Source organism: Paraburkholderia sp. SG-MS1 (assembly GCF_012275575.1).
Classification (GTDB): domain Bacteria; phylum Pseudomonadota; class Gammaproteobacteria; order Burkholderiales; family Burkholderiaceae; genus Paraburkholderia.
In genome coordinates this window covers 33,681-58,821 of the sequence record NZ_NPIH01000230.1, presented here as the reverse complement: position 1 = coordinate 58,821, position 25,141 = coordinate 33,681, and the positions used below count along the sequence as shown (strand labels likewise).

The 25,141-nt window shown below is 61.9% G+C and carries 27 protein-coding genes; 11 read left to right on the top strand and 16 right to left on the bottom strand.

Annotated elements, in window-relative coordinates:
- The first annotated feature begins 98 nt into the window (after positions 1–98).
- From CIC12_RS21495 to CIC12_RS21485, 3 genes are all read left to right on the top strand, one after another.
- Positions 99–932: an enoyl-CoA hydratase-related protein gene (locus CIC12_RS21495; protein ID WP_168666758.1), complete on the top strand. Its 834-nt coding sequence runs from the start codon at positions 99–101 to the stop codon at positions 930–932.
- A 179-nt stretch (positions 933–1,111) separates the two neighbouring features.
- The gene (locus tag CIC12_RS21490; protein ID WP_168666756.1) at positions 1,112–2,341 is read left to right on the top strand and encodes a CaiB/BaiF CoA transferase family protein; all 1,230 of its coding nucleotides are present in this window, start codon (positions 1,112–1,114) and stop codon (positions 2,339–2,341) included.
- 66 nt (positions 2,342–2,407) lie between these two features.
- Positions 2,408–4,132, top strand: coding sequence for an FAD-binding protein (locus CIC12_RS21485; RefSeq protein WP_168666754.1), 1,725 nt, complete (start codon positions 2,408–2,410; stop codon positions 4,130–4,132).
- A 374-nt stretch (positions 4,133–4,506) separates the two neighbouring features.
- Here the strand turns inward: CIC12_RS21485 and CIC12_RS21480 are convergent, their stop codons facing one another.
- The 4 genes from CIC12_RS21480 to CIC12_RS33670 form a co-directional block, all read right to left on the bottom strand.
- Positions 4,507–4,839, bottom strand: a complete 333-nt coding sequence (locus CIC12_RS21480; protein WP_168666752.1) for a hypothetical protein — start codon at positions 4,837–4,839, stop codon at positions 4,507–4,509.
- A gap of 125 nt (positions 4,840–4,964) precedes the next feature.
- A complete protein-coding gene (locus CIC12_RS21475) occupies positions 4,965–5,312 on the bottom strand; it encodes a tautomerase family protein (RefSeq protein WP_168666750.1) in 348 nt (115 codons plus the stop codon).
- A gap of 20 nt (positions 5,313–5,332) precedes the next feature.
- The gene (locus CIC12_RS33675) at positions 5,333–5,962 is read right to left on the bottom strand and encodes an amidase family protein (protein WP_342030555.1); all 630 of its coding nucleotides are present in this window, start codon (positions 5,960–5,962) and stop codon (positions 5,333–5,335) included.
- A complete protein-coding gene (locus tag CIC12_RS33670) occupies positions 5,884–6,744 on the bottom strand; it encodes an amidase (RefSeq protein ID WP_274597565.1) in 861 nt (286 codons plus the stop codon). Before CIC12_RS33670 ends, CIC12_RS33675 begins: the two co-directional genes overlap by 79 nt.
- Positions 6,745–7,012: 268 nt before the next feature.
- Here CIC12_RS33670 and CIC12_RS21465 point away from each other — a divergent pair, with 268 nt between their 5' ends.
- Positions 7,013–7,594, top strand: a complete 582-nt coding sequence (locus tag CIC12_RS21465; RefSeq protein WP_168666749.1) for a TetR family transcriptional regulator — start codon at positions 7,013–7,015, stop codon at positions 7,592–7,594.
- Positions 7,595–7,726: 132 nt separating this feature from the next.
- Here CIC12_RS21465 and CIC12_RS21460 read toward each other — a convergent pair whose 3' ends face one another.
- Positions 7,727–8,293: a phosphate-starvation-inducible PsiE family protein gene (locus CIC12_RS21460; protein ID WP_446728026.1), complete on the bottom strand. Its 567-nt coding sequence runs from the start codon at positions 8,291–8,293 to the stop codon at positions 7,727–7,729.
- 289 nt (positions 8,294–8,582) lie between these two features.
- Here CIC12_RS21460 and CIC12_RS21455 point away from each other — a divergent pair, with 289 nt between their 5' ends.
- The 6 genes from CIC12_RS21455 to CIC12_RS21425 all read left to right on the top strand — a co-directional run bounded on the left by CIC12_RS21455 (position 8,583) and on the right by CIC12_RS21425 (position 15,255).
- Positions 8,583–9,473 carry a helix-turn-helix domain-containing protein gene (locus tag CIC12_RS21455; RefSeq protein WP_168666747.1) on the top strand — a complete coding sequence of 297 codons (891 nt, stop codon included), beginning with the start codon at positions 8,583–8,585 and terminating at the stop codon, positions 9,471–9,473.
- 326 nt (positions 9,474–9,799) lie between these two features.
- Positions 9,800–10,162 (top strand): DUF308 domain-containing protein, encoded by a 363-nt coding sequence (locus CIC12_RS33895; RefSeq protein ID WP_446728027.1) that lies wholly within the window; start codon positions 9,800–9,802, stop codon positions 10,160–10,162.
- A gap of 12 nt (positions 10,163–10,174) precedes the next feature.
- Positions 10,175–10,792 carry an Hsp20/alpha crystallin family protein gene (locus tag CIC12_RS21445; protein WP_168666743.1) on the top strand — a complete coding sequence of 206 codons (618 nt, stop codon included), beginning with the start codon at positions 10,175–10,177 and terminating at the stop codon, positions 10,790–10,792.
- A 122-nt stretch (positions 10,793–10,914) separates the two neighbouring features.
- A complete protein-coding gene (locus tag CIC12_RS21440) occupies positions 10,915–13,740 on the top strand; it encodes an ATP-dependent Clp protease ATP-binding subunit (RefSeq protein ID WP_168666741.1) in 2,826 nt (941 codons plus the stop codon).
- A gap of 129 nt (positions 13,741–13,869) precedes the next feature.
- Positions 13,870–14,403, top strand: coding sequence for a DUF1269 domain-containing protein (locus CIC12_RS21435; RefSeq protein ID WP_168666739.1), 534 nt, complete (start codon positions 13,870–13,872; stop codon positions 14,401–14,403).
- A 600-nt stretch (positions 14,404–15,003) separates the two neighbouring features.
- Positions 15,004–15,255 (top strand): DUF6566 family protein, encoded by a 252-nt coding sequence (locus CIC12_RS21425; RefSeq protein WP_168666737.1) that lies wholly within the window; start codon positions 15,004–15,006, stop codon positions 15,253–15,255.
- A gap of 191 nt (positions 15,256–15,446) precedes the next feature.
- Here the strand turns inward: CIC12_RS21425 and CIC12_RS21420 are convergent, their stop codons facing one another.
- The 5 genes from CIC12_RS21420 to CIC12_RS21405 all read right to left on the bottom strand — a co-directional run bounded on the left by CIC12_RS21420 (position 15,447) and on the right by CIC12_RS21405 (position 18,675).
- Entirely contained in the window at positions 15,447–15,599 is a 153-nt protein-coding gene (locus CIC12_RS21420; RefSeq protein WP_168666674.1) for a hypothetical protein, read from the bottom strand.
- A 102-nt stretch (positions 15,600–15,701) separates the two neighbouring features.
- Positions 15,702–15,836 (bottom strand): hypothetical protein, encoded by a 135-nt coding sequence (locus CIC12_RS33665; RefSeq protein WP_274597564.1) that lies wholly within the window; start codon positions 15,834–15,836, stop codon positions 15,702–15,704.
- Positions 15,824–15,949: a hypothetical protein gene (locus tag CIC12_RS33660; protein WP_274597563.1), complete on the bottom strand. Its 126-nt coding sequence runs from the start codon at positions 15,947–15,949 to the stop codon at positions 15,824–15,826. The genes CIC12_RS33665 and CIC12_RS33660 overlap by 13 nt, the downstream gene beginning before the upstream one ends.
- Before the next feature lie 137 nt (positions 15,950–16,086).
- Positions 16,087–17,112: a porin gene (locus CIC12_RS21410; protein WP_168666735.1), complete on the bottom strand. Its 1,026-nt coding sequence runs from the start codon at positions 17,110–17,112 to the stop codon at positions 16,087–16,089.
- Positions 17,113–17,217: 105 nt separating this feature from the next.
- Positions 17,218–18,675: a methylenetetrahydrofolate reductase C-terminal domain-containing protein gene (locus tag CIC12_RS21405; RefSeq protein ID WP_168666733.1), complete on the bottom strand. Its 1,458-nt coding sequence runs from the start codon at positions 18,673–18,675 to the stop codon at positions 17,218–17,220.
- Between the two features lie 515 nt (positions 18,676–19,190).
- On the opposite strand from CIC12_RS21405, the gene CIC12_RS21400 reads away from it, so the two are divergent.
- Positions 19,191–20,072 (top strand): LysR family transcriptional regulator, encoded by an 882-nt coding sequence (locus tag CIC12_RS21400; protein ID WP_238812784.1) that lies wholly within the window; start codon positions 19,191–19,193, stop codon positions 20,070–20,072.
- Between the two features lie 10 nt (positions 20,073–20,082).
- Here the strand turns inward: CIC12_RS21400 and CIC12_RS21395 are convergent, their stop codons facing one another.
- The 6 genes from CIC12_RS21395 to purU form a co-directional block, all read right to left on the bottom strand.
- Positions 20,083–20,505 carry a cupin domain-containing protein gene (locus tag CIC12_RS21395; protein WP_168666729.1) on the bottom strand — a complete coding sequence of 141 codons (423 nt, stop codon included), beginning with the start codon at positions 20,503–20,505 and terminating at the stop codon, positions 20,083–20,085.
- A 108-nt stretch (positions 20,506–20,613) separates the two neighbouring features.
- On the bottom strand, positions 20,614–21,600 hold the full coding sequence (locus tag CIC12_RS21390; protein WP_168666727.1) for a DODA-type extradiol aromatic ring-opening family dioxygenase: 987 nt from the start codon (positions 21,598–21,600) through the stop codon (positions 20,614–20,616).
- Positions 21,601–21,661: 61 nt separating this feature from the next.
- Positions 21,662–22,939 (bottom strand): MFS transporter, encoded by a 1,278-nt coding sequence (locus tag CIC12_RS21385; RefSeq protein ID WP_238812775.1) that lies wholly within the window; start codon positions 22,937–22,939, stop codon positions 21,662–21,664.
- Positions 22,940–22,997: 58 nt separating this feature from the next.
- A complete protein-coding gene (locus CIC12_RS21380) occupies positions 22,998–23,402 on the bottom strand; it encodes a dihydroneopterin aldolase (RefSeq protein ID WP_168666726.1) in 405 nt (134 codons plus the stop codon).
- On the bottom strand, positions 23,395–24,264 hold the full coding sequence (locus tag CIC12_RS21375; protein ID WP_342030554.1) for a bifunctional 5,10-methylenetetrahydrofolate dehydrogenase/5,10-methenyltetrahydrofolate cyclohydrolase: 870 nt from the start codon (positions 24,262–24,264) through the stop codon (positions 23,395–23,397). The genes CIC12_RS21380 and CIC12_RS21375 overlap by 8 nt, the downstream gene beginning before the upstream one ends.
- 1 nt (position 24,265) lies before the next feature.
- On the bottom strand, positions 24,266–25,123 hold the full coding sequence (gene purU, locus CIC12_RS21370) for a formyltetrahydrofolate deformylase (protein WP_168666722.1): 858 nt from the start codon (positions 25,121–25,123) through the stop codon (positions 24,266–24,268).
- Positions 25,124–25,141: the final 18 nt, after the last annotated feature.

Below are 25,141 nucleotides of genomic sequence, written 5' to 3'. Positions count from 1 at the left end.
ATGGGCCGTCGGCTGCACGCCGCCGGCCGAATCTCCACGACCCCGTATGCGGCGACTGTTCGCACGCGTAAAGCGATCGAATTACCGGGAGGCTCATCATGAACACGGCTCACATCGAGCGAAGCGGCGCGGCGCCGGTCCCGCTGGCCGCCTGCGAGGACCTGCAGTACCTGAAGCTGGAACAACCGGTTGAGTTTGTCTGGTTGATCACGTTGAATCATCACGATAAGCGCAATGCGTTGTGTGTGCCGCTGCTGGCGGAACTGGCGCGCGTGCTCGCGGCAGCCGAAGTCAGCGGCGACGTCAGGGCTGTCGTGCTCACCGGCGGCGAGCGTTTCTTCAGCGCCGGGGCGGATATTGCCGACATGGCGGCACGCGGGGTCGCAGCGTATGCAGACCCGGTGCGCCTCGCGAGCTGGAAGGCGATCGAAACCTTTCCGAAACCGCTGATCGCGGCAGTCAACGGCTTCGCCATTGGTGGCGGCCACGAGTTGGTGATGCTGGCCGATATCGTCGTCGCGGCGGCCGACGCGACCTTCTCGCAGCGAGAAATCGCCATCGGCGCGCTCCCGGGCGATGGCGCCACCCAGCGCCTGCCGCGGGCGCTCGGCAAGACACTGGCGATGAAACTCGTGCTTACCGGCGAGCCGCTGACGGCAGCCGAGGCCGAGCGCCACGGACTGGTGACCGAGGTCGTCGCGCCGGCACGCAGCATCGCGCGCGCTATCGAGATCGCTTCGCTGATCGCTGCCCGCGCGCCGCTCGCGATCCGACTGGCCAAGCGCGCGGTGCTCGATTCGTTCGAGACCAGCCTTCAACGAGGCCTGGAGCGCGAGCATCAGGCAAATCTCGACGTGTTCAAGACCGAGGATCGCGCCGAAGGCCACCGCGCATTCGTCGAAAAGCGGCTGCCGCACTTCAAGGGTCGCTGATCGCTGGTGCGTCGCGCATGCGCTTTTCGATGGCGATTGGCAACGCTTGCCTTGAGTTCTGACCGGCATCGAAGCAGGTATCCATGGGGGGCCTTTCGAGTGTTCAGGGCGGCGCGGGGTTCAGCAGGGCCTCGGTCCACCTCGCCAGATAGCCGGACTCACGACGTAACGGAGATTGCATGAACGCGCTGAACGGTATCCGCATTCTCAGCTTCAATCATTTTCTGATGGGACCTTTAGGCGTGCAGCACCTCGCCGATTGCGGGGCCGAAGTCATATCGGTCGAACCAGTCGACGGCGCATTTCAGCGCAAGTGGGGCGGGGCGAACCGCGCCATCGATGGACAGACGATGCTGCTTCTGATGGGTAATCGCAATAAGCGCAGTCTGGCGCTGAATCTCAAGGACCCGCGGGCGATCGATATCGTCATGAGCTTGCTGCCTCAAGTCGACGTTGTCGCCGAGAACTACCGTCCCGGTGTGATGGAACAGCTGGGATTGGGCTATGAGGTACTCAAAACAATCAAGCCGGACATCATCTATGCGTCCGGCTCGGGATTCGGTCCTGACGGACCCTATGTCGGCCGGCCGGGGCAGGACCTGATCATTCAGGCCATGTCGGGAATCGCGACAATTACCGGGACGCGGCAGGACGGTCCGCGCGCGGTGGGCGTGTCCGTCGTCGATCATCACGGCGCTGCGCTGTATGCGAACGGCATCCTGACGGCACTTCTCAACCGTGAGCGTACGGGCGAGGGCTGCCGGGTCGACGTCAGCTTGCTGGCGGCTGCGCTCGATCTGCAACAGGAGTCTCTCACATGCTTCCTGAACGGTGACGGCCATGACGACGTGCGACAGGCGGGGCGGCTAGCAGGTTGGTACTTTCCCGCGCCATACGGCATATACGCAACTGCGGACGGTTTCATCGCATTGTCGCTGAGTCCTCTCGACATCATCTATCAGGTCCTCGAGATCCCGGAAAAGGAACGGATTCCCGCGAAGCGTGCGTTCGACGCGCAGCAGGAAATCTCCGACCAGCTTGCGCGCCGGCTTGCGCAGGACACGACGGCGCACTGGTTGCCACTTTTCGAGCAGCATCATGTCTGGCACACACGCGTCAACGATTATGCCCAGGTGGTCGCCGATCCGCAGGTGCGCCACTTGAAGAGCTTCGAGACAGTCGAAGGTGCAACCGGCAGCCCGGTGACGCTCGTCAATCACCCGGTGCGCTACAACGGCAGCGCCCCGGTTATCCGCACGCCGCCGCCGCGACTGGGCGCGCACACGATCGACATCCTGTCAGGGTTGGGAATGAACCGGCCGATGATCGACTCGTTGCTGGCGGACGGCGTAATCGGCGTTGCCAACGAGGCCGTTGCCGCGGACGCGGCAAAAGGCGGAGTTGCGTGAGGCGAGTATGAAGCCGTCCTTGCGGCGAGCGTGCCGCGCGTGTCGATCAAAACAGGAGAAGCAGGCATGAGTGACAGGTACAGGGAAGTCAGTACGGATGTGCTCGTTGTTGGCAGCGGCGGCGCCGCGTTGCGGGCTGCGCTCGAGGCAGACTCCAGCGGCGCTGACGTGCTGGTCGTGATCAAAGGCGAATTTCGCAAAAGCGGCGCTACGTTTCATAGCGTAGCCGAAGTAGGGGCCTTCAATGTGCCGGACGGAGCAGGGGATCCCAGCGATAATCCTGATGTTTTTCTCGCCGATATCCTGCATGCCGCTCAGGGCATGGCCGACCCGCGCCTGGGCGCGATTCTCGCGAACGAAGCGCAGGACTCCCTGCGCTATCTCGAACAGTACGGCGTAAAGTTTGAGCGCGAGGATGACCACTACCTGGTTTTCCGCGCATGCTTTTCTTCCAAGCCGCGCTCGCATGTGATTCATGAGCACTTCAAACCAATCGTGAAATCACTGGGGACTGAAGCGTCCCGGCGAGGTATCAAGGTCATGGACCGGTTGATGCTCGTCGACCTGCTTTCGCAGGACGGCGAATGTCTCGGCGCTTACGCGATCGATTCGGATGGGAACCCGGTGCTGATCCGTGCCAAGTCGACGATTCTTACCACCGGCGGAGCGAGTCAGCTGTTCGCCCAGAACCTCTACCCATCGGACATTACCGGCGACGGCTATGCAATGGCTTATCGCGCGGGCGCGAGACTGGTCAACATGGAGTTCATGCAGGCCGGTGTCAGCGTGCTGACGCCTTTCGTCAACCTGTTCGGCAATTACCTGTGGGACGCGCATCCGAATCTCACCGACCGCGATGGCAGGGCGTTCGTCCCTGACTATCTGCCGGCGGGGCTCGCTCAGGCTGATGTTATTCGGCAAAAAGAGCGGCATTTTCCATTCAGCTCAAGCGACATCTCACGCTACGTCGAGATTTCGATTCAGAAGGCACTCAACGATGGCCGCGGCACCGCTGAAGGCGGCGTGTTTCTCGACTTCGTCGGATGTGATCTCGAATCGATACTGGCCGACAAGAGCCGCAGCATTGCAAGGATGTGGCCGCTAACCTGCCAATGGTATAAGGGGCACGGCGTCGACCTTTATCGCGACAGAGTGCAGATCACCTGTTCCGCGCATGCGATCAACGGCGGTTTATACATCGACGAAAACGCTCAGTCCAATCTGAAGGGTCTGTTCGCTGCGGGTGAGGTGGCAGCGGGTCCACATGGCGCCGACCGTCTCGGCGGCAATATGGCCTTGACGTGTCAGGTCTTCGGCCGCCGCGCGGGGATCGCTGCGGCCGAACGCGCAAAAAAGATAACGCACTGCGCGACGACCGGAGCCTTGGACGACAATCGCACGGTCGCCACGCAATTCCGCCGAAGGGGCAGGCACACGGTGGACGAATTGAAGGCACGGATTCAGCAGAGTGCAAACCGGTATTTGCTGATCGTGCGCGAGGAAGTCGGGCTTCAGACCTTCAGACGGGTCTGCAGAGAGACGCGAGACCAGTTGTTTCAGGACACGGTGATCGGCACGGCCGCTGAGCTCATGCGGGGCATCGAATTGGCGAATTTGATCCAGGTCGGTGAATTGATGGCTTCGGCATCGATTGCGAGGCGTGAGAGTCGCGGCGGTCACTACCGCGAAGATTTTCCTGAGCGCAATCCGGACTTCGCCAGCAACATATTCCTCGAGCGGAACGTGCCTGAAGGTCTGTGGTTCGGGCGGTTGGCGGCTCTGCAGTCGTAAGCCGGTAGCCGAGCTGGGCTGCCGAACGCGTCGAGCCCCGCACATTGCTTCAGATCGCCACCCCGCAGTGTGCTTCTTCGGTGGGAACGCCGCCCGCTATGGGTCACTGCTCTCCTGAACACGGCGAAGAGACCGGCGCACTGTTACCATTCCGATCAACCGCCACGGCGAGTTTGCAAGAGCTAGTTCGCCCTCGGCCATCTGCGTGTCAAAGACCGGGATCTGTCTGCAATCTGGAGTGCCGTGCTCGCCGCATGCATCGCATAGATTGAAAACAACTCGCTCGACTCCGAGTCGATTATTTGATCCACAGCCAATTTCCGGCCCCCCGCGGCCGGTAACGCCGCGGCGCGTGCGCAGTCGCGGTGCAGCGCTTATTTCTGTCGAGTCTCGTCGCGGAACTCGACGTCCTCGATCACGTCGCCAATATCCATGCGCTGGCCCGCGCGCTCGCGCATCTGCTGCGCCTGCATCGCCTGCTCACGAAGCCGCTTGCGCAGATCACGTGTCTTCCACCAGACGAAACCGCCGATCGCAATGCCTGCGCCAAGCGCCACTGCCAACATCACAAGCGAAACGGCAAACCCCACGACGAGCAGCGCTGCGCCTATCACCACGGCTAGTACCTTCGCCAATAAGCTCGGCGGACCAGGACGCACGGCTGCGCCACTGCGCCTGAGCCTCTCCTGTTGCTTGTCGAATTGCATCGCATCTCCAGCCGAGGTTCCCTGTGGCGGTTTCAAGGGTGAAGCGCAACAGCGAAGTGAATGGTCACAGATTTGAGGTTGATTTGCGGATACGAGGGTCGCCCCGTTCGCGCAAAGCCACCCTATTATCGCTCAGTATGCGCCGAAGATCCGGTCGAACGCCGCGAGGAATACCTCACCGACATGGGTGGGTCGCACGTCGAGCAGGTAAGGTGCGAGTTTGCGCGTCTCAATGTCGGGGGTTCTTGGAGAGATCGAACCGGGCCACGCGCTGCGCATGGATCGCCGTTGCGCTCCACGCCGAGACAGGTTTTGCCGAACTGAAAGTTGTCCGCTTCGTGTTCACTGACGATCACGAAGCGGTCGGTCAGCGGCACATCCGCATCGGGCATCGCTTCATACGCAGCGTTGCCGCCTTGCTGACGATACGCGGCACGCTCGCCTTTCAACAGATCGAAGCGAACGAGGCGCATGACTTTTCTCCTCAGGAAGTTCAGATGCGGGACATGTCGGGATGAAGACCGCGGACTGGACTTACGGCCTCGAGCAGCGAAGCCAGGTGCAGGATCGTCGATTCCGCCATCCACGGCGATACGAGCTGCACGCCGATCGGCAGTCCTTCGCGGCTCGTGCCGAAACGCAGTGACAGCCCCGGCAGCCCGGTCACGCTCAACGGCGCAGTGGCGCTCATCACGTGCAACGACGACACCTTTTGTCCGTCGATGTCGAATTCCGTCGCGTCGTGTTTGTGCGCCGGCACGGTCGTCACCGGGCAGATCAGCGCGTCGTAGTGCTGGAAGTACGCGGCGAATCCGTCGCGCAGTTGTTCCGCCTTCTGCTCCGCGTCGACGAAATCGGCGATCGACGTGTCCGGCGTGTCGTAGACGCCTTGCACGTGCTTGAAAATCTTGTCTTCGTGGCCAGCCGTCACTTTTTTAAACGCGGGCTTCGTTTCCATCACCTGGAGTTTCCATAGCAGCTCAAGCGCGTTGATCTCTTCCAGCACCGGAATACGCACCGGCTCAACGGCGATGCCAAGACTGGTTAGGACCTCGGCCGACGCGCGCACAGTCGCGGCGACGTCGGCATCGACTGGCGCGAACGCATCGACGAGCCAACCCACGCGAAGCGGGCGGCCCGGCGACGATCCCACGCCGTATCCAGGTGAAGGGGCGCGGTCGAAAAACCATCGGCACCGTCAGGGCCCGCGAGGAGCGAGTACGCGAGCGCGACGTCGCGCACCGAACGCGCGATCGGGCCGACATGCCAGAAACGGCGCGGCACGCGTGGCCAGATGCCCGTCATCGGAATGCGTCCGTGGGTCGCCTTGAGCCCGACGACCCCAGTCAGGGCCGCAGGACCTCGGATCGAAATCGCAACGTCGGTGGCGAGGCCGATCGGCGACATGCCCGCTGCAATGGCGGCGGACTCACCACCGCTCGATCCGCCCGGCGTGCGATCCAGATTCCACGGATTCAGCGTGCGTCCCGAAAGCAGGTTGTCGGTTTCGAACCAGAAAGAGAACTCGGGATGATTGGTCTTTGCGAGCAGGATGCCGCCCGCTTTTTTCATACGAACGACGGTGGTCGCGTCGATCTCGGGCACGCGGCCCTTGAAGATCGGTGAGCCGCGTTGAGTCATGACGCCGGCGGTGTCGATGGCATCTTTCGCCGTGAAAGGAACGCCGTGCAGCGGCCCAAGTTCGCGACCGGCCATCACCGCTGCTTCAGCGGCTTTTGCGGCTTTGATCGCGTCGTCGGCGACCGTGACGATGGCGTTGATCTTGCGGTCGACGGCATCGATCCGATCGAGATGCGCCTGCACGACTTCAACCGGCGAAACTTCCCTCGTGCGAATCAATTCGGCGAGTTTGCTTGCGTCGAGTGAGACGAGTTCGGTGCTCATAACGATGACTCCTGGGGTGGATTGAAGATAAAACCAAGGTAATCTGCACTAGCTACCTAACGCTTGTTAGGATGCACGATACGCAGTCTGCCCGACGTCGTCAACACCATTCGAACCGTGTGGATTTATTAACGCGGCGAGCACAGCCGTGAAAGCGCACACGCATTACAATCAGGTGCTCAGCGATTTCACCGCCGTTCTGGGGAAGCGCGCAACTAATCAGCCTCGATGACGTTCGAGGCTGCTCATCTTCATCGAGGGAAGACTCGTGGCAAACCAGGCAAGTACGAGCATCAATTCCAGTGACAGAATCCTGGCTGCCGCGACAAAGATCGCGCAGGCGCACGGCTACGGCGGATTGAACCTTCGCGCGCTCGCCGAGGAGGTCGGTATCAAGGCCGCGAGCCTTTACCATCATTTTCCGAGCAAAGCCGATCTCGCCGCCGCCGTCGCCAGGCGTTACTGGGAAGATGCGGCAGGCGCGCTGGAGGCGATATCGACAAAAACACCGAATGCACTCACCTGTCTGCGCAAGTACCCGGCAACGTTCCGCGCGTCGCTGGAGAACGACAACCGTATGTGCCTCGCGAGCTTCATGACCGCCGAATACGACGATCTTCCCGACGTCGTGAAGACCGAAGTGCTGGCCTTCGTCGATGTCAACGTGGCATGGCTCGCGAAGATGCTCGTCGCGGCGGAAATCGTCGGCGCGAAAGACGCCCGGACCCGCGCTCGCGCAATCTTCGCCGCCGTCTCGGGCGCACAACTGATGGCGCGCGGTCGCGCCGACATCAAGCTCTTCGATACCTTGATCGACACTTATCGAGCAGCCGGACTTCTGCCTGCGTAACAGACGAAGCCACAAAAAGGTCCATGTCCCGCGTCTGCGCGACGATATTCGGCGACGGGATCGTCGAGTTGATTCTTGAGCGCTTCAGGGAAGTTGGCTTCCGCCGTCTCGTCACGTCCATCTGCAGTCGGCTTAATTGTCGCGCTGCCTGCCTTCACCGGACCGTACCGAATCCCGTTGCTGCGCGTGCGCTATGCGATCGTCCTCCACTCGCGCGGCCGCCGTCGCGTCGACCGGATCATCGCGCTGTCGCATCAGCCAGTAGACGCACCCCAAGGCCACCAATGCAAGCGCAAGGGCCGCGATCTGAGCGGGCGTGCTGGTCAGATCCAGAATGATAAATTTTCGGGCAATGGCGAGCAGCGCAACGAGAAGCACGGTTTTGACCTGTACGATGTGATCACGCCGCGCCATCACGCGCGTAATCGAATGCTTGAACTCCATCGCGATTAGCAGCGTCATGACCATGCCGAAGATCGTCTGAAACACCGCGTGATCCAGCGGATTAAGCGCATCGGACACCAGCAATGAAATCACCGCACGAATCAATTGCCAGAGCGACACGAGGATGATGACGGAAATCACCACGCTCAACACATGGGCGACAAGCTGCTCGAAGCGTTCATAAAAGCTGAGCATGTCCCACTGCAGACGCAATGCATTGAGATCCCTGCGCAGCGAGCTTTTCTTTCGTTCCACGATTTCCCTCCCTGGCCGCCGCTGCGCCGCGAATGCACAGCGCGTGTATGGACTGCAGATGCGCCGTGCACAGGTCGTTCAATGATCCATGTCATGCATATGCTACGGTCTTTTCGCGTTTGCGTGGGTTCTTGCGGACAGCCGCCCACGCAGAAAACGCGGTATGTACCTATTGATAACAGAGCTCGAACTATTTTCCGCTTCTGATGCCACGTGCGTTTGATGTGCGCGAAGATGTACTAAGCTTCAAGCAGCAGGTTCATGCACTGCAGCCCGACGATTGCGCAATATGGAACACGCCAATTTGGCAGCGCCCCATCAGCGATTGCGTCACTTCCCGCCCACGACAGGCTATGCCGGCCTGCGCGGCGGAACCCATGCGGATGTCTGCCTGCTCGTCCCGGCCGACAAGACAGCTGTGGAAGCAAGTGGACGGAACAATGCCGGCACGCGACGTCATGTCAGGATTCGGGCGCCGTGTATCGGCCTGGTTCCGCTCGACGCAAAGCTGACTGCCGCCGATGACGATCCCGAAGGGCTCGTCGTCGCGCTCGACTCGCACATACTCGAAACCAGGTCACGTCAGGTTTTCGGCTCATCGAGCCGCGAATTGGCACTGTGGATTCAGGCGTGGGATCCGTTTCTGCGCGAGGCCGCGAGCACGTTGATGTCGCTCGCTCAAACAGCCGTCGTGGAGGCCGGCTGTCTCGATGCTTTCACCGATGCCATCGCCGTTCATGTCTCATATCATTACAGCCGCGATGTTCACGCGCGCGCTGGTGACACGCCGCTCAGCCAGCACAAATTGGTGCTGATCAGCGCGTTCATCAGCGAGCACATTGCCGAAAACATTCAGGTTGAACAGCTCGCCGCGCGGGTGCATATGAGCCCCTCGCATTTTGCACGCGCCTTCAAGAAAGCGACCGGCTCCTCGCCTCATTTTCATCTCACCGCCGAGCGCGTAACGCTTGCCAAAACGATGCTGTCTTCGAGCAGATTGCCGCTGATCGAGGTCGCGGCCCGCACAGGTTTCCGGACCCAGCAGCACTTCACCGAGGTATTTCATCGCTACACGGGCGTGACACCGCGCGTGTTCCGCCTTGCTGCCCATGACGCGCACGCTGCGCCAGCGAATGACACCCTAAGAGCGCAGAAATCCGACACATCTTCGCAGGAATGAGAAAGAAGCGTCGGCTTTCGGCGCGTACTGTGGAAATACATTGCTTCAATGGCTCGTCAGCGGCGCGATACGCGCTGAATGGGCATCGGTTCATTGCTTCGCGAGGCCCACGACGCACTATCTGCGCGGACACGCGTGGTGGATGCTGATGCTGGCGGTGCGCCGCCCGGCCGGTTCCATCTTCGGCGTGTCGGCGCCGACTCCGCCCGATCTGACACTCACCTTTCAGGCTGCGTTATATGCCTCGTATGCATCGTTGGTGGCGTTGGAGCGATCAGTGGGGCTGCCCGTCATCGCCGTGATACACAGGGGGCTGGTCGGCGTCGCTGCTGCCGGGACTGGGTAGCCTCGCCGCTGGTGTGATCCCGATCTTCGTGCCGGCGATGACGGCTCTCGTGCTGGTCCTCGTTACGGGCGTCCATGCCATCGCGACGGGCGTATTCGAATTTATCACCGCCTCCCGGCTGCGGTCATGCTCGAGGCACCTGGCCGCTGTACCTGAGCGGCATCTTTTCCCTGGTGTTCAGCGTGCTGGTGCTCGCCTGGTCCGGGGCCGACGCGACCGCGCTCGTCTGGGCGATTCGAGCGCATGCCATTTCACCGGCGCATTGCTGCCAGCGCTCGGCTTCATTCCCGGGGCGGGCTCCGCGACGGGCCGACGGGCGCCCCTCGTGCAACTCATTTCATGAAAGGAGTTAGTCATGTCACTCGATCTCGACAAGTGGAACCCGTTCAGGTTTCTACGTCACTCCGCCGATGAGAAACAGCGGCAGGCTTCGTCCGGCGTGCCACAGCAGCCACAGCAGCAGGGCTCCCCGCGAACAGCCGATGCGTCGCATTCAGGCGCCGCCGCATTGCCGTCGTTATGGGGCGCCGACCCGGCGCGCTGGCCGCTGGCCGATCCTTTCCGACTGTTCACTGACCTGGTCCGCGATCCGTTCGGTGGCCTCGGCCCGCTGGAACAGTGGTTCGGCGATTTCAGCCCTAGCCGGTTCCAGCCGCGCCTCGACGTGGTCGACGACGGCGACGCGCTGCGTATCGTTGCCGAGCTGCCCGGCCTGAGCCGCGACGAGGTGAAACTCGAAATAGTCGAGAACATGCTCCTGCTGAGCGGCAACAAGCAGATCGAGTCCAAAGAGGAAGAAAAAGGCTGTTACCGGGTAGAACGCGCGTTCGGGCAATTTCAGCGGGCGATTCCGCTGCCAGCCGGCGTCGATCCCGATCGCGCCGAGGCGCGCTTCGAGAACGGCGTGCTGACGGTGCGCATGCCCAAGGCGCAGCAGGTTCAGCAAAGCACGAAGCAGATCGAGATCAAGTGAGGTCGGCGACGCGGACCTCGCGGTTTTTCCGCGAGCCCGCACCCGTTCGGCAGTTACCCAGGAATCGACAGCCGCCCGCATCGCGGTGCGCAGTGGGCGGCCAGAACCCGAAGAGGAACATCATGGCCAAGTGCAGTGTTTGCGGCAAACCGGCGACTACGCAGATTACGATCACCGAAAATGGCCAGCGCCGGCAGTTGATGCTGTGTGACGAGCATCACATGGAGTTCATGGCACGTCACCAGCGCAGTCTGTCGCCGCTTGAATCGCTTTTTCACGGGGGGCTCTTCGACCGCCTGTTCGACGAAGCGTGGTCACCCTTCGAAAGCAGCGAGACGGACTGGCAGCGGCCCGGCCGCTCCGTGACGGGCCGCACGGCCGCGCCCGGTTCGGCCGGCACGGCGGGCTCAGCCGACGAAGCGGGCAGCGGTAACGCCCGTCCGCGCCGGCGCCGGCGCGCGCGCGAAGCCGTCGATCTGCAGACGTTTCTGAGCGAGAGCGGGCTCGATCGCCTGCAGGCCGCCGCACAGAAAGCGGCCGAGTTCGGCAAGAACGAAGTGGACACTGAACATCTGCTGCTCGCGCTGGCGGACAACAATGTCGTTGAGGAAATCCTGCGCGAGTTCAAGCTCGATGCAGCCGAAATCAAACGCTCCGTCGAACAGGATGCGCCGCGCGGCACACGCAGCAGTGAAAACGACGAGGGCCGCCAGATCGGCGTATCGCCGCGTGCGAAAAGCGCACTCGAAAACGCCCTCGTTGCTTCGCGCGAACTCGATCATAGCTATGTCGGTCCGGAACACATCCTGATTGGCCTCGTCGAGGAAGAAGACGGCTTCGCGGGCGAGTTGCTGCGCAAGCTCGGGCTGACGTCGCAGGCACTGCGCCAAAAGACGGTGAAAGTAGTCGGGCAGGGCGCGGAAGGGGGCAGCGTCGAAGGTCGGTCCACCACGCCCACGCTCGATAAATATGCGCGCGATCTCAGCGAACTGGCACGGCGCGGCAAGCTCGATCCGGTGATCGGACGCGACAAGGAAATCGAAACCACCATCGAAGTGCTCGCACGGCGGCGCAAGAACAACCCGGTGCTGATCGGCGAACCGGGGGTCGGCAAGACAGCGATCGTCGAAGGCCTCGCGCAACGAATCGTGCAGGATCAGATTCCCGAAGTGCTGCGCGGCAAGCGTGTGGTCGAACTGAATATCAACAGCGTCGTCGCTGGGGCGAAATATCGCGGCGAATTCGAGGAGCGCGTCAAGCAGGTGCTCGACGAGATCGTGGCGAACCAGGACCGGCTGATCATTTTCATCGACGAGCTTCATACGATCGTCGGGGCAGGCCAGGGGGGCGGCGAAGGCGGCCTCGATATTGGCAACGTGTTCAAGCCGGCACTCGCGCGCGGCGAACTGCATCTGATCGGCGCGACCACGCTCAACGAATACCAGAAGTACATCGAGAGGGATTCGGCGCTCGAGCGCCGGTTCCAGCCGGTGACGGTGCCCGAGCCGAGCGTCGAGGACACGATCGACATCCTGCGCGGCCTGCGTGACCGGCTTGAAGCGCATCACAAGGTGAAGATCACCGAAGAGGCGATCACGGCCGCGGCAAAATTGTCGGATCGCTACATTGCCGCCCGCTTCCTGCCGGACAAGGCGATCGATCTGCTCGACCAGGCCGCGGCCCGCGTGCGCATTTCGTCGAACTCGCGGCCGCAGACCTTGCACGACATTGAAGCCGCTATTCGTCGCTTGCGTCAGGAGCAGGATTCGGCGAGCGCCAGCAAGCAGTTTGACAAGGCGAAGGAGCTCGAGGAAAAAATCAGGGCCGAGGAAGCGCGGTTGAAAGAATCGACCGAAGCCTGGAAGAAGGAGCGCGGCACCATTTCGCAGGAAGTCACCGCGGAAGACATCGCCCAGATCGTGTCGTCGCTAACCGGTGTGCCCGTCTCCGAACTCACGGCCGAAGACCGCGAGAAGCTGCTGCGTCTGGAAGACCGGTTGAGGGAACGCGTCGTTGGCCAGGACGAAGCGGTGAACGTCGTGGCGAAGGCGGTACGCCTTTCGCGCGCGGGACTGACGGAGGCTGGCAAGCCGATCGCCGCGTTCCTCTTCCTCGGGCCGACCGGCGTGGGAAAGACCGAACTCGCCAAGGCGCTGGCCGCCGCCGTGTTCGGCGACGAGAACGCGCTCGTGCGCATCGACATGAGTGAATACTCAGAACGCCATACCGTGGCACGCCTCGTCGGCGCGCCTCCGGGTTATGTCGGCTACGAGGAAGGCGGCCAGCTGACCGAACGCGTGCGGCGTCGCCCGTATAGCGTCGTGCTGCTCGACGAGATCGAGAAGGCGCATGCGGAAGTCCACAACATCCTGCTGCAGCTGTTCGATGAAGGACGCTTGACCGACGGCAAGGGCCGGCTCGTGGACTTTACCAACACCGTCATCATCGCCACCAGCAATATTGGCTCGCAGATGATTCAGGACAACATGAAGGCCGACTCCAAACAACTCGACTATCCCGCGTTGCGCGGCCGGCTGATGGAAATCCTGCGGCATCACTTCAGGCCGGAGTTCCTGAACCGCGTCGATGAAGTAGTCGTGTTCCGCTCGCTTGGCAAGGAACAGATCCGCCGTATCGTCGATCTGCAACTCGCGCGCGTGCAGCGCACGGCTGCAGCACAGAACCTCGAGCTGACGTTCGACGATTCGTTGCGCGACCACCTCGCCGCGGTCGGCTATGACCCCGAGTTCGGTGCGCGGATGTTGAAGCGCAAGATCCGGCTGGACGTGGAATCGGAACTCGCCGACGCTCTCCTTCGAGGCGACGTTCGCGCGGGCGACCAGGTTCTCATGACCTACGATGCGAGTATGAATGCCGTCCATGTGCAGAAGCAGCCGCCCGACGCTCGAGCAGCAGGCGAGGCGGCAAAGGAGCCAGTGCACGCGTGACAATCGAGGTGTTGACGGCGATGTCGCCTACGCGGTATCGCCCCAAAGCCGAGCGACCCCAGACAAGCCGGCGCGTCGATTTGATGTTGCGCGGCAAGTTGGGGGTCCTAAGATAGATAGGAGGAATCCATGAGTGACCTAGTCGTTGCAAGTTTTAAGGGCGAAGAAGTGGCTGACCAGGTATTGAACAAGCTCCAGCAAATGCAAAAGGAGCATCTGATCGACCTCGAAGACGCCTGCGTGGTGGTCCGGGACAAGAAGGGCAAGATACACCTCAAGCAAGCCGTCGATCTCGTCAAGTTCGGCGCGCTCAGCGGCGCGACCTGGGGTGTCCTGTTTGGTGCGCTGGTTGGCCTGCTGATGCTCAATCCGCTGGTTGGGCTGGCGGCAGGTGTGGCCGTCGGCGCCGGCACGGGCGCGCTGTCGGGCGCACTTTCAGACTATGGGATCGACGACGATTTCATGCGTTCGATGAGCGAAGCGATCGAGGCAGGTTCGTCCGCGCTATTTGTCCTCGTTCGCCGCGTGAATTTCGACAAGGTTCTGCCGGAGCTGAAGCCCTTTAATGCGAAGATACTCAGGACGTCGCTGACGAACGAACAGGAGGAACGCCTGAGAAAGGCGCTCGAGAACCTGAGCGGCACCACTACGGCCGCCGGGTGAGTAGCGCCATCAAAGCGGCCTTACGTTTTGCCGAGACGGGGATTCGGCCCGAAACGGTGCAGAGCGTCTGCTTCCGGCGCTCTGCACTCGAGGCGCCTTCGACGCGGGAGCGCTTGCCAGACCGGGGGCGATGGAGAGGAAGCTTATCGTGCGCGCGACGCGGAATGGATCTACGGTTGCCGAATCTGCGGCGGCGCCATCGAGCACTCGAACGCGCGCATGGTGCAAATATGCCGCGCAAACATTCCGCCCATGCCGGCTTGAGGGCCGGCTGTGTGCGCTCGAACATAAAGCCACGCAGCCCGTCGCGATGAAGACGCCCATGGCGGAGAAGACCGTCTGCTCCGCCGAGCGGATCCGTGACGAAACGCAAGGTCGCGTGGCAATAGTAAGCGCGGACGTGCCGGACGCATTTGCACGTGCACATACCAACGCCCGAGCGGCATCCGCCCGATGCCGCGGGCAGGAACTGGGATAGGTTGCCGCTCAACAAGGACGGCACCGACTTTGCCGACGAGATCCGGCGCATCGTCGAAGACGTGCGCACCGAGTTCGTTCTGCGGAACGACGCCGTAACCTGAACAGGTCCATGGGCAACTGATGAAAACACAGATAGTTTGTCATCGAGGCTACGAGATTGAGGTGCAGCCCGATCAGAACGGCTACGGCGCGTGGCTAGCGAAGGTGGGCGTGCGCCGTGCGGGAGATACGGTGAAGGAATTTCGCCCTGAAACGGTTCAGCCGGAATGGCTGACGCAAGAGGAAGCGGTGCGCGATGGAATCGAGTGGGGCATGCGCTATATCGATCAGAAGTTGGCGCCGCCGTGGGATCGCGCAAGAAGCCTCGTGTGACCGGTCCATGGCGACTTCTAAGGAACGTGACATTGCGTGCGACCAGTTGGCTCGGTGCGCCTTCGCTAGTTCCGGGTTGTCCGCAGAAAATTGAATCTAAAGGCCACCGCGCGGATTTGCTCCGGACAACGATTGGCCGCAAAAAGCCATCATGTAGTTCGATGGCCGTGCGTCTGTGCTCTCTTCGCAGGTCACTGCGTAGTAATGGCCTTGCCCGACGAGCTTTTCATCCTGCTGCGCAATTGCGTGCGGACTTCATCGAGGACAGCCGCAGGCAGTGTAACGTAGTCCAGCTTTTCTGCAGCCTGTTGACCGTTCGTGAGCGCCCAGTCGAAAAACTTCAACGTTTCGTCACCGCAATTGCGCGTGGCCTCAGTGTCTTCATTCGAGGCAAAGGCCGCGAGCCCCGCCCATTGGAAGCGCCGATCATCCAGCCATAAGGTTGCCTAGGCGGCATTGATGCGACGGTTGCGTGCCATCGGATCGGCTACCGCGACGATTGCTTCAACCTGCTGCTGAAAGTACCGCCACCAATCCACGCAGTCCTGCTTGTCGTCTTGGGCATCAATCACCAGCGGCAAGCGGGCGTCCCGCCGTTCAGCAGCCCGGTGGTTTGCGGCGTGAGCGGCAACACACACGCGAGAATCGCGGTCGAGCGCAGCATGGTCGGCAATTCGGCATCGAGCCCGTTCATTGAAATCGCCTTTGACCGCGCCTTCGTACAGAAACTGATAGCCTGGTGGCGTCTGTGTGCATGTCATTGCAGCCCGCCCCGAAGCCGGTTGGCTTGCCTCCGTCGCAGGAGGCGTCGAAACGCCGAAACGCACCCCCTTAAAACTTCTGCGTCATCCCGATGATGATGCCGCGAGCGGTCGCACCAGGCGTGACCGGAACCCCGGAATATTGCGCGCCGTTCAGCGTGAAGTCGGCCTGATTGCGGTTGTCGACCAGACCGGCCGCCACATAAATGCTCGAACGCTTCGACAGGAAATACGAATAGGCGAGGCCGATCTGCTGCGCGTTATTGCCGTTGCCGGTACGGTCATGCAAATAGCCGTACATCACCGCGATTTCATTGGCCGGATTGAACAGATACGAGGCCGACGCCGTGTACATCGCGACGTTCTGGCTATGGTCGGACTGCGTTTCCGTGTGGTAGACGAGATAGAAACGCGCAGCGCTCAACCGCAACGACGTCGCGACCGTGAATACCTTCTGCGTCGACGTGCCCGCCGCATTGTCCTGTTGCTCGTAACCTGCCGCAAGATGCCAGGGTCCGTTGATGTATTTGAACACCGCGTTATAGAACTGCAGACCGTTGGAAGGCCTGGTGGTCGCGTCGCGCATGCCGACCATGAACTGCACGGTAAGCCCGCGATAGGCCGGCGTGAAATAGGCGATTGCATTGTTCGAGCGCACGCTGACGTCCGAGAGATCGCTGAACGATGAAGCGATCGATTTGCCCGCGAGCGGATCGAGTTCGCCGTCGATAAACAGATACTGCGGCTTCTTCTGCCGACCGATCCGAAATTCGCCGAAGCCGCCCGACATGCCGACCCATGCGAGGCGATTGAACGCGTAGCCGGCGACTTGCGCCGCGCCGTTCACAGCGGAGAAGCCCTGTTCCAACTGAAAGTTGACGTGGACGCCACCACCAATGTCTTCATGACCGAGGAGTCCATAGACGGTCGCGAACATGCCGCCCGACGACGCGCGCACCACGCCGCCTGAGCCGCCGTTTTGATATTCAATGCCGTTATCGATGACGCCGTAAAGGGTGACCGACGTTTGCGCCTGAGCGCTCTGACAGACGCACGCCGAGACGACGGACGCTATCGCGAGAAGAGTCGCTTTCATTTGTCTCCAGTGTTTTTATATCGAAGCTGGTCGTTTGAGCTTCTGTGCCGGCCTAAGGCCGGTCTATGTCGTTTGCGCGCGTATGAACGGCGGTGTCAAATGAACTCACGCCACCGGCGCGGGCTCTCGAATCGGGGCGCACAAGCCCGACTCGACGATGATCTCGGCGAGCACCTCCTCGTTTTTGTAACCCATCAGATGGACACCTGCGACGCCTTCAATGTCGCGAATACGTCGAATCGTCTCGATACAGAAGCGCTTGCCTTCGAGACGCTGATCGCTAGCCGCGCCAATGCGCTCGGTCACCGAAGCGGGTACGTTGACCCCGGGCACATGGTCGGCCATCCATCGCAATGCTTTGGCTGTCGACAGCACGCCGACCCCGACGATGATCGCCGCGCGCTTGTGCAGCTCGCGCGCTCGCACCTCGTGCATGAACTGCTCGAGCAGATCCAGATCGAAGCAGAATTGCGTCTGGATGAATTGCGCACCGGCGTCCACCTTGCGTTGCAGATTGCCGATGCGCTCGGCGAAAGGCGGCACGAATGGATTGGCGCTCGCACCGAGAAAAAGCCGTGGCGCGTGTTCGAGCTTGCGGCCCGACGCGTATTCGCCACGCTCGCGCATGCCGCGCAGCGTGTGGAGCAGGTTCACCGAATCCAGATCGAAAACCGGTTTGGCACCTGCATGATCGCCTTGAGAGACGTCGTCGCCCGTCAGGCACAACACGTTACGAATCCCCAGCGCGGCTGCCCCGAGCACGTCGCCTTGCAGCGCGATACGGTTGCGGTCCCGGCAACTGAACTGGCTGATCGGCATATAGCCGGCCGACAGCAATACCGCGCTCGCCGCCGTGCTCGACATATGACAGTTGGCGCCCGCGCCGTCAGTGATGTTGATCGCGTCGGCCAGGCCCCGGAAGACAGCGGCGCGCTTCAGAAGCGACAGCGGGTCTGCCGAGTCGGGCGGGGCTATTTCGACCGTGACGATGAAACGGCTGCGCTCGCGGCACAGCGTCTCGAAGCGATTGGCCGGTTCATTCGCATATGCCGGCGCCGATGCTGGCGAGGAAGACGCGGCGCGCGCGGCAACCGGAAGCGGAGGCGGTCCCTTCGGCAGCATCGGCGCAATGATCGGCATCCATGTCGACTTGCCGGACAGCCGATAGTCGCGTGGCGCGGCGCGTTGCGACCAGGTGGCGGTGTGACCGGCGAGCATGCGAGCGTCGCCTTCGGTCGCATCGACCCAGGTGCAGCGACGCTCGGGTTGGACCTCGCAGTGACCGTTCGCGCGAACTCCGCCGCATGGTCCGTTACGCATGCCCTTCGCGCATCCGGTCGGGCACGCCATGCCGGTCACCGACAGCCCGCATTGCCCGCACATCTGGCAATTGAAGAAGGCCTGCTTGGCGGCGCGTTCGACCGGCAACACGATCGCCTCCAGCGTGTTCGAGCCGAGCCATTTCGAAAGCGGAGCGAGATGCGGGGCAAGGCGTTCGAAGGTGCGGTACACGCTGCTCAGGCCGCGCGCGTGGTTGATCGACCAGCGGCGCAGCGCCTTCATCGCGCACCCTCGGTCGTACGGCGGAGTAGTGAAGCGGTTTTGGCAGAGACGCACGTCAATCGTGGCTGCCGGTCATCTTGTGGAGTCGTCATGGATGATCTTTTCTGTCGGATGAGAATTCGTCTTTGTTTACAAAGACACGGCAGCGAATTGATGCGTTCGCGCAAGGGTTGGGCTGATCTTACTTCGCCGGTGTGAGAGGAAAAAGCGCGTGCGCCGCACACTTAGCTTGCGGAAATCGCTCAAATCGATTCGCGTACGCGTGGCCGCTCAACGCACTGAGCAACTGACGTGACGGACTCGAAAATGTGCCAGCGAATCGACGTTTTATGCAAAGACGAAGCCGTGCGGCGGAAGTATCCTCGTCTGTTCGTTCAGGCAATTGGCCATGAGCCGATTCGCGCAACTCCAATGCCGCTATCATGTTGGCGCTGGCGCGCAACGACCGCGGACGTCGGTCGCGGTTCTCGCGGCGCGATAAGCCAGCAAGTATTCAGGAGACGACATTGGACCGAATGAGCGGGATGCAGGCGTTTGTCGAAGCGGTCAAGCAGCGCAGTCTGGGCGCCGCGGCAGAACATCTTGGGATCTCTCGCACGCTGGTGAGCCGTCAGATCCAGACGCTCGAAGACGAACTCGGCGTGCGCCTGATGAATCGCACCACGCGGTCCTTGTCATTAACTGAAGCAGGGCAGCGCTATTTCCACTTCTGCGATGAGATTCTGACGCGCGTGAATGAAATGGACAGGCAGGTGTCGTCCGAAGCGGCCGAGGCGCGCGGCGAGATCTCAGTGCTCGGTCCCAAATGGCTGCATACGCCCGCCACCGCGCTGCTTACCGCATTTGCCAAACGCCACCCCGACATCCGGCCTCGGCTGATACTGGGCGGCATCGCGCAGACCGCGTACGGATTCCTCGAACAGGGTTGCGACATCGCACTGCATACCCGCCCCATTCCCGACAGCCGAATCCTCGCGCGAAAGATTTCGGACATTCCATATTGCCTGTGCGCGAGCCCCGATTACCTGGAGTCGGCGTCGCCGCTAAACCATCCCGCCGACATCGCGAACCATCACGCGCTCGTTCATTTCAACTATCACACGTGGCAGTTCGAGCAGAATGGAAAAGAGGAGCGCTATCAGCCTGTTCCGGGCTTTTCCGCCAATACGTTTTTCGCGTTGCGCGACGCAGCCCTCGGCGGCCTTGGTCTCGCGCTGCTGCCCGTTCCTTTGGTGCGTGAAGTACTGGCAAACGGCCAGCTCAAAGCGGCGCTCCCCGCGTGGACCCCGAGCGGGCAAACGCTTTATGTCGCGATCGCGCCGGGCACCGGGGTGCCCGTGAGAGTCAAACTGCTGATGGATTTCGTTGTCGAGTGGTTCGCCAGGAACGAACTGTGATCGCGCGCGCTCAGTCGCTCGTGTTGACGACGAAAGAACTGCGCGGCGAGTAACCCGGCGACATCGTGCAGCCGAGCAGCGTCCATTCACCGAGGCTGTGGGCGGCGTGCCAGAAGTGCGCGGGCACCGCAAGCTGGGGCCTTTGGCTGGCTCGCAGATCCGAGCCGAGCAGGCTGACTTCGCGCATATGGCCGCCGTTGGTGACGACCATTTCGGCGGGTGCTCCGGTGTAGTAGTGCCACACCTCGATGCCATCGAGCTTGTGCAGAAGCAGCGGCTCGTCACCCGCCAACAGGTAATACATCGACGATAGCTTCGGACGCCCGCCGACCTCGCTATCGCCGTAATGCGGGGAATACCATCCCGCCGCGTGATGCCGCTCCATGCCGAAGATCTCGATTACATCCTGAAGATTCAGGCCATTGCTGTTCATGATGGGTACCTTGCTTTAGGCGGCTCCCAACGGCGTATGTCAGCCGATGAGACTCGCACTGTTGTACCAGAATGCAGTGAACGCGTTCGCACCCGCGCCGAAAAAAAATCAACCCGCGGCGTTCCAGTACATGAAGCCCATCCCCTCGCCGGTGCCCGCGGGCGTGCGCCAGCAAGGTACGTAGTCGACCAGCGTCATCTCGGCGCCCGTATCCTGCAGTGCCTTCATCACGCTTACATAGAGCTTGATTTCCGATGTGCCCGACTGATAGGACCGCTCGTCGACGGCGGCGAGGCCTTCGTAGTCGTAAGCGGCGAGCATCTGCAGGATGCGATGGTCGAACTCCTCGTCGTTGACGAAGTGCGACAGGCCGCCCGATGCGATGATGCCAACCCGGATGTGCTCGGGCCAGGCCGTCAGCGCATCGCGCAGCACCCGGCCGAACTCGATGCAGCGCGCCATCGACGGCTGCGTCGGCGGATAGAAGCAATTCATGATGACGGGCACGTGCGGCGGCGGCTCGTCTCCCATGATCTGGTGGTAGACGAAGCTGTATGCATGCGGGACCACGGGATAGTTGGGCAGCGGTTTCATCCACACGTTGTCCGGCCATGCGAACAGATCGGTCAGATCGAACTTCTCGCGTTTGAAGGCGTCGATCAGATAAGCGGCCAGTTGCGGATGGCATTGATGTGTGACGTGCCGGTCGGGTGCGTAGACCGCGCGCTGCGGCGGTCCGTTATGAACCTCTGCGCCGGTATAAATGGCGATCGACGGCGAGGAGTCGGTGAAGATTTCCTTTTGATCCTTGCCGAGGATGATCGCCACGTCGATGTCGGCGACGCGATAGGCAGCGGCCATGCGGTCGAGCGCGGCACGGCAGCGCGCGGCGCGTGCAGTGCGTTCTTCGAGCGTCAGAAACGGTGCGAAGGCGGCCTCGCGATGGGCTTCCAGTTCAGGATAGGTCCACGTCCGGTTGCGAAACCACAGTTCCGGGTTGTTACGGTCGCGCTCGCCGTTCTTCAGCCAGTCTTCCGGCGCTTGGCCGAGCATACCGCTGTGGGGGACCGCCATGCCAAATGTGATTTTCGCCATGTGCTTCAGTGCTTTCGTGAGTGAGTGGAAAAGGGCAGAGGACTGCGGCTCGCCGCGAGGGTCAATCGAGGACGCTCACTTTCGGCGACCACTCGGGGCGAAGCAGAACCGCGGTCGCCGCTGCGCCGATCAGGAGAAAAACGAAGATCACGAGCATCGGCAGCGTGTAGTTGCCGCCAACGTGCAGCAGCCAGCCGGACAAACTCGCGGCGACTCCGCCCGAGAAACTCGTCGCTACCTGCTGCACGCCGGTAACGAGACCGATCGCCTGTTTGGGAATCAATGTGAGGCGCGATAAGGCCAGCGCATTCGCTGTGGCGAGGCCGAGCGAGGAGAGTGAAAACACGTTCCAGAAGAGCGCCGTCTGCACCGAGTCGGCGTAAGCGCCGAGCAGAACGCTGCATCCGCCGACGAAGCCGGCAATCACGAATGCCTTGCGCACAAAGACCGCGTTATGTCCGCGCGCAATGATCACGTCGGCGACCCATCCCGAGAGAGCCGCGACGATCGCGATGCCGGCGAAGCTGAAGAACGTGAACAGCCCGGACTCGCGCAACGACAGCCCGCGCTGTTCGACCAGATACGCGGGCATCCAGCTCGCGCAATAGAACGTGAAGTAGCCGTAGCAAAAACTGGCGATCATGCCGCCCCACACGACCGGGCTCGACAGAATGCTGCGAAGAGAAACCGTCGTGCCTCTGCGCTTTTGCGCGCTCAATTCCGCTTTCGACGGAAGGTCGTTGCGCACGCACAGCAACCACGGGATCAGCCAAAGCACGCCGATCGCGCCGGTTGCAACGAACATCGCTTTCCATGAGTAATTGACGATGAGCCACGCGCCGATCGGCGCCCCGACCGCGGGCCCGAACTTGTTGCCCATCGTGAAGATGCCGACCGCGAGACCGTTCTGGCTCTCGTCGAAGTTGTGCCGGATCCACCGATAGCTCGCGGGGATGACGATCGCCTCCGCCATGCCGATGATCAGACGTGCCATTACCAGACCACCGAGCGCCGTCACCGCGCCCATTGCCGCAGTCGCAACGCACCATAGCGCGAAGCAGATTGCGTATGGCCATTTCACGCCGTAACGGTCAGCCGCCCAGCCCATCGGGATCTGGAAGACGCCGTAGGACCAGAAGAACGCTGAGTTGATCCAGCCGCGATCCAGGTTCGACAGCGCGAATTCTTCGACCAGTCCGCGGTCGGCGAGCGCGGACGACATGCTTGTGCGGTCGACGAAAGAAATCAGCACGCCGAGCGCCAGCAGCGCGAGGATGGCCCAACGACTTGTCGACCTGGAGCGTGCCGCGGCCCTGGCCTGCATTTCAACCGTCTCCATACGTATCGTCTCCATTTCTTCTGTTGTCTTTGAACCGCCTCTCGCCGACGCTGGCCGGTTATGGGGGCGGGTACTTGCTCGCTGTCAAGCAAGTGCCGGCGAGCGCACCGGGAATCGCACACGGCTTGCCGATGCGCACCTCGGCCTTCAGCACTGTGTCGTGCGCGAGACACCGGTGCGCAAGCTTCAACGCAAAACTTTCGACCAGGACAGTGCGCTCGCTCGCGAGTTCTAGCGCGAAGTCGCGGATCAGCGAGTAGTCGAAGGTCTGCGCAAGTTCGTCTCGCGCCGGCGGCACGACACTCACTGCGACGTCGATCCGCAACGGCTGCGGCACGCCTTTTTCGCTGTCGAGCGCACCGATGTCGGCCATCACTTCGAGATCGGTCAATAGCACCTGACACGACGCCGACACGACCGTTGTGGACGCTGGCGCGTGTGAAGCAAACGCGAATTTATCCATGATGCAAGTTCCTCGCCGCCTTCAAAGTATTGGCAAGCAGGCACGCGATCGTCATCGGACCGACGCCGCCCGGCACCGGCGTGACGGCCGCCGCATGTTCCATCTCATCCGCCGCACAATCGCCGACGATCGAAGCCTTGCCGCCGATGCCGGGCACGCGCGTGATCCCGACATCGATCACGACTGCGCCTGGTTTGATCCAGTCGCCTCGCACAAGGCGAGGCGCGCCGGCTGCTGCGATCACGATGTCCGCGTTGCGCGCGATGCCGGGTAGTCCCTGCGTTGCAATGTGAGTGACCGTCACCGTGCATTCGCGTTCGAGCAACAGCAGCGCGACCGGCTTACCGACGATATTCGACTTGCCGATCACTACCGCATGCTTGCCGCGCAGTGGGTCGATGACGGTGTCGAGAAGCAGCATGCAGCCAAGCGGCGTGCACGGTACGAGCGCGGCGGTACCCGTCGACAGACGCCCGACGTTCACCGGATGAAAGCCGTCGACGTCCTTGGCGGGATCGATCGCATCGAGCACCCTGGCGGCGTCGATGTGCACCGGCAGCGGCAACTGGACGAGGATGCCGTGAACGGTCGGGTCGCCGTTCAGCGCCCCGATCAGTTTGAACAGAGCCGCTTCGGGCGTCAGCTCGGATAAGCGATGTTGCGTCGAACGAATCCCGGCCTTCCTGCATTGAATGACCTTTTGCCTGACGTAAATCTCGCTGGCCGGATCAGCGCCGACCAGCACCACCGCAAGGGTGGGCTGCAAGCCGTACTGTTGCCGGAAGGTATCGGCGTCGCCGGCTACCCGGTCGCACAACTCGCTCGCAATCCGTTTGCCGTCGATGAGTTTGGGCACTGTCACCTCAGTCGCGGAACACGATGGTCTTGCCGCCCGAGAGCAGCACCCGGTCTTCGACATGCAGCCGGACCGCTTCCGACAACACGCGCCGCTCGATATCGCGGCCCTTGCGCACCAGATCGTCGGGCATGTCGACGTGCGAGATCGTTTCGACGTCCTGGTGAATGATCGGTCCTTCGTCGAGATCGGCGCTCACGTAGTGCGCCGTTGCGCCGATCATCTTGACGCCGCGCGTATGTGCCTGGTGATAAGGCCTCGCGCCCTTGAAGCCGGGCAGAAACGAGTGATGGATGTTGATGCAGCGGCCCGTCAGAAAGGCGGCCATCCGGTCCGACAGGATCTGCATGTACCGCGCAAGCACCACCAGTTCCGCGCCAGTTTCCTCGACGATCGCGCGTATGCGCGCCTCCTGATCCGCTTTCGTTTCGCTCGTGACCGGAAGATGGTGGTAAGGGATGCCGCTGCTCAGCGAGATCGTGACCGCCTCTCTCGGATGATTGCCGACGATGCCGACGACATCCATCGCCAGTTCGCCGACGCGGCGGCGATAGAGCAGATCGCCGAGGCAATGATCGAGCTTGCTGACCAGAAACAGCACCTTGGTCGGCGCCGCGCGGTGGCGGATTTTCCAGCGCATGTCGGCCGATCTTGCGAGACTGCCGAAGTCCCGCTTGAACGCATCGAGCGCTTCGCCGCCAGGGAGGTCGATCTCCATACGCATGAAAAAACGCCCGGCTTCGCGATCGTTGAATTGCGCGGCGGCGGCAATATTGCCGCCGTGCGACGCAAGGCAGGTGGTGACGGCGGCGACGAGCCCGGGACGATCGTCACACTGGAGGGTCAGGATGCAAGTTTCAGCCACATCGGACTCTTTCATTCG